General features: G+C 62.8%; 4 protein-coding genes. All 4 read right to left on the bottom strand.

The window, feature by feature from the left end:
- The coding region (locus AC1DT3_RS13440; protein WP_477465754.1) for a phage portal protein at nucleotides 1–1331 on the bottom strand (1331 nt) is incomplete at its 3' end.
- 74 nt (nucleotides 1332–1405) lie between these two features.
- Nucleotides 1406–1636 (bottom strand): gpW family head-tail joining protein, encoded by a 231-nt coding sequence (gene gpW / locus AC1DT3_RS13435; protein WP_477465753.1) that lies wholly within the window; start codon nucleotides 1634–1636, stop codon nucleotides 1406–1408.
- A gap of 6 nt (nucleotides 1637–1642) precedes the next feature.
- Nucleotides 1643–3562, bottom strand: a complete 1920-nt coding sequence (locus tag AC1DT3_RS13430; RefSeq protein ID WP_477465752.1) for a phage terminase large subunit family protein — start codon at nucleotides 3560–3562, stop codon at nucleotides 1643–1645.
- Nucleotides 3563–3565: 3 nt separating this feature from the next.
- A partial coding sequence (locus AC1DT3_RS13425; RefSeq protein ID WP_477465751.1) for a hypothetical protein occupies nucleotides 3566–4139 on the bottom strand: 574 nt, incomplete at its 5' end.

Raw genomic sequence — 4139 nt, 5'->3', positions numbered from 1 at the left:
GTTGCGGCCTTGGCTTCTTTGAGAGGATCCACCCAGCCGCGGCCGGCGAAGATCCACTTGCACCGGGTCCAGGCGACCTGGTTCTTGTAGTAGTCGTCGGATGTGCAATCCGGGATCATGCCGCGCTGCACTGCCTCCTCGAACCACAGATCGAAGATGACGGCGCACCAATGATCGATGATGAATTGGCGAACTGAGGAGAAGTATCGCCAAGCCTCCAGAAGGGCGGCACGCGCCGAGGAATAATTCGTCTTCGAGAAGTCTCGGAAGACGAGCTCGTACGGCATGTTCAAGCCGGTGCCGATGCTTCGCAGCATGACGGTCGCGAAGCTATCCAGCTCGGTCAGCTGCTGGTTCGGAGCGAACGGCTTCAACTGCGTGCCGGGAGGAAGCGGGATCATCGATCCGCCGGACATCTGGATCCGCCACTGATCGAGCGACTCTCGATAGGCTCCCATCGGGTTGTCGGTCTGGCCGAACATATCCGCGATTTCCTGCCCCGCGAGCGGCGTTTCCAGGGCCGCAAAGATCAGCGAGTTCAGAACCGCCTTGCGAAGCTGCTCCCGGTTCATGTGGTCGAACATCTTGAACTGACGTGCGACCGAAGTGATCACGGCCTTGCCGCGTGTCTGGCCAACGCGCTCGCTCTCGAAGATGTGGAGGACACGCCGGCGGCCCCACGGCATGTAGGCAGGGACCCGCTCCCATTCGCCGATCGTCCGCATGCCCAGGCCATAGAGATCGCCAGGATGGGACTTTCGAATGTGGTAGGCGGTTGCGGCGGTGGTGACTGGGTCAAGCTCGATGCCACCGCGGAAGGTTGCCGTCTCGATCTGTCCCATCGGATTCGATAGCCGGGCCGGGTCGACGAGTTGCAGGCATGTCCGCCACTTCGATCCGTTGCGATCGGTCCACAGCGGCAGCGCCAGGGCCTCGCCCGTCGCCGCTATCATCCTTGCTTGCAACCGTGTCGAGGTGTGGAAATTGTACCGCAGACCGGCGTCGAACCAGTCTGTGTCGGCGAACGTTGCGAACTCGGATTCAACTTCGCGCGCCCATCCATCGACCCAACCGGCCTCTTTGCCGAGACGGACGCGATCTGGATTCGGCTTGCAGGTGATCCGCGGCCCGATGACGTTGTCGACGAAGGTGCGCTCTGCGCCGGCGGCGATGCCATTGTTGCGGACGAGATCGTCGATGCGCCCCGAGATGGTGTCGAGCTCGGGGAGCAATGCGGCATCAGGCGACAACCGCGCCGACGGCCACGTCGCCATGTCCTTCGCCAGGTACGAGGCGGCATGGTGTGCGGTCTCGACCTCGGGCACGGCCATCACGGCGCGGCCGGGCGGCGTCGCAGTCCTGGCTCTTAGACCAGGCGCCCCACGATGGTTCCAGGATTGCTGCATCAGAATGAGAACACAAATGGCCCACGGCGGGGCGGGAGCGGGCTTTCAAGTTCGGCGATTTGGCGCTTCAGGTCGTCGATGTACGCGCGCAACTGGTTGATCGTGGCGGCCGTATAGGTGAGCTTGCGCTCGCCGTCCCCGATCGAGACGACGGCCTTACCGGTCGCAAGACGATGCAGAGCCACCTCCGCCTCGGCGAGACGCAGCCTCAAGATTTCCAGCGGTGTCATGTTGCCTCAGAGGTAGGGATCGGAGGCCGTCGCCATTGGCCGGATCGGAACCGGGTCCTTGCGCGGCGTAGGCGTCGGGACRACGGGTGYAGAATTTGCCGGAGCGGACGAGCCGGATGGACTTTCCTCTCGTTCCTTCTCCAAGCGGTCCCAGACGGAATCGGGAAGACCACRCAAACCGAACTTGATGGCAGCGGCTTCCGCCTGCAGCATCGTGTCCAGACCTTCGTTGGCCTGGTTCGGATCCTTGTCCCAGCGATAGACGGTGAAGCCGAGGCGCTTCTTCGGAACGCGGCGCTCCGCCGTCAATTGCCGGAAATACTCATCTTCCAATCCGCGCGGGAACGAAACGAAGCCGAATGAAGTCGGATCCGCTTTGGCCAGATTGCGATAGAGCGCCATCTTCAGAACGGAGGTTCCGAAATTGTAGAAGCGGCTCGAGTATTTGAGCAGCGCTCCCGATCGACTGCGCTCTCGTTTCACGCGCGCCAAAAGCGGCGCCCATTCCTCGCCGCGACCGCGAACCATGATGACCTTGTTCGCTGGATGAGCCTTCGCCCATCCCCAAACGTCCTCCGTCCATGCATTGCCGTCGATCGCGGTCCCATCGGCCTWAATCCGCTGACCGAAACTGTTCGGCCATTGCTGGGCGACAATACCGTCGAGCCGCTCGCGGGTGCTGGCCTCGGAGATGTGTCCCGGCACCACGCCGTATTCGATAACCCAACGCCGTCCTTCGCGCCCGAAGCCGACCAGCTGCCATTCCACGCGATCGGCCTGACAATCCATGCCAAGGCACAGAAGAAGCGCGCCAGCGGGGATCTCGCCTCGCGCGTAGGTCGAATTCGCAGCCCGGTCGCGCAAGCCCTCCCACGGCGGCGCCTCACCCTGCGCCTTGAACGCCAGGCCGACCGTGTCGTTGAGAAACGTTTGCTCGGCGGCAGGGTCGCCCTTGGCCTTCAACCATTCGAGCGCGATGCGCTTCCAGCTTTGGAGATGGCTGTACGCCGACCAGAGATAGAACGACCGGTGAATCTTGCGCATCTCCGGGCGCGCGGCCCGCCATTCCTTGCGCTCCAGCATCCAAGAACGATGGTGCTCGTGAATGTCCTCGCCACACGCGACGCAATTGAAATGCGCGTCTTCCGGCTTCTCCTCATCGAGGTTGGCCAGCATGTTCGCCCAATCCAGCGTCTGCATGAACTCGCAATGCGGACATGCGACGTAGAGGCTCTCCTGGCTCCCCTCCTCATAACTTCTCGATATCCGGCAACCGGGTTCGATCAGCGGCGTCGAGATCTTGAAGATCTTGGCGAACTCGATCGCGCGTGAGCGGCTATCAGCCTGCGATTCCGGATCCCCGGCCGCATTCATCTCCCATTTCGACAGATCGTCCTGAACCTGTCGCGGCACCGTGACCTGACTGAGGGTCGCCGGCGAGTTGGCACCCGAGATCAGGATCGCGCCCAGTCCGTCGACCCGCTCTTTGTACATCACCGAATCGGAGCCATCGCGGCTCTTCTGCGGAAAGACCTGGCGCAGTGCCGTCGTGCCCTTCAGCATCGGCGACAGCTTCATCTTCGACCAGCGCTGGGCATTGTTCTCGGTCGGATGGGCGTAGAGGATGTCGCCCGGATCCATCACCATCGAACCGCCTGTGAAGACGTTCGCTAGAACTGTGCCTCCGAGCTGCGCCGACTTCTTGAACGTCACARCCCGGCAGGGATCGTCGGGGCTCAACGCCGCGAGGATCTCATCGAAATAGGCGAAGCGTTCCCGATTGTACGGGCCGGGTTCAGGGCTCTCGCGCTTCGTGAAGACAATGTTGTCCTCCGCCCACTGGCCATAGTCTACCGGTGGCGGTGGCTCGCATGACGCCGCGACGACCTCGAGCGCCATGCGCTCCGGATTGGCCAACGTCGTCACAGATCAAACGTCCCCATCGACTTCAGCCACACCGTCGGACACGAGAGCCGGCGTCTGCTCTGCCGCCTTCCGCGCTTTCTCAGCCGCTTTGGTCCTCACCTTCCTGAACAGGTTGCGCAGGGTGTGCAGGACGTCACGTTGCTCGATCTTGAACTCGCCGGCGAGCGCGGTCGCGAACTCGGGCAAGGAGCCCTCGAACACACGGACCAGATCCTGCGCGATTGTGATCATCTCGCGCCTGGCGCTGGCGGCGTCGACGTAGCGACCCTGACGCGCCAGCTCCTCCTCGGCTTCGCGCCGGTTCTGGCGACGGATGCCCTCGAGCTTCTGGCGCTTGATCTCCTCGTTGATCTCGTCGGAAAGGTCCGGCTTCGCAGCGACTCCCTTCGTCTCGGTCGCCGCTGGAGACCGCAGCTTCGTTTTCAAACCGTTGCTCAGCGCCTGCCCTACGTCCCTGCGGACACCGAGTTGCCTCTGAGCGACCGGCACGCGGATCATGGTCTTGCCGTCCTGTTTAACGAGCGCCTCGCCGCTGATCTTTCCGGTCGAGATCCACTTCGAGACGCACGCYCGGGAC

The organism is Microvirga sp. P4_G7, from assembly GCF_056401005.1.
This window is presented reverse-complemented; position numbering and strand designations above follow the sequence as displayed.

Coding starts and splice junctions, on each gene's coding strand:
- gpW (WP_477465753.1), bottom strand. CDS start 1,636: ATGACACCGCTGGAAATCTTGAGGCTGCGTCTCGCCGAGGCGGAGGTG.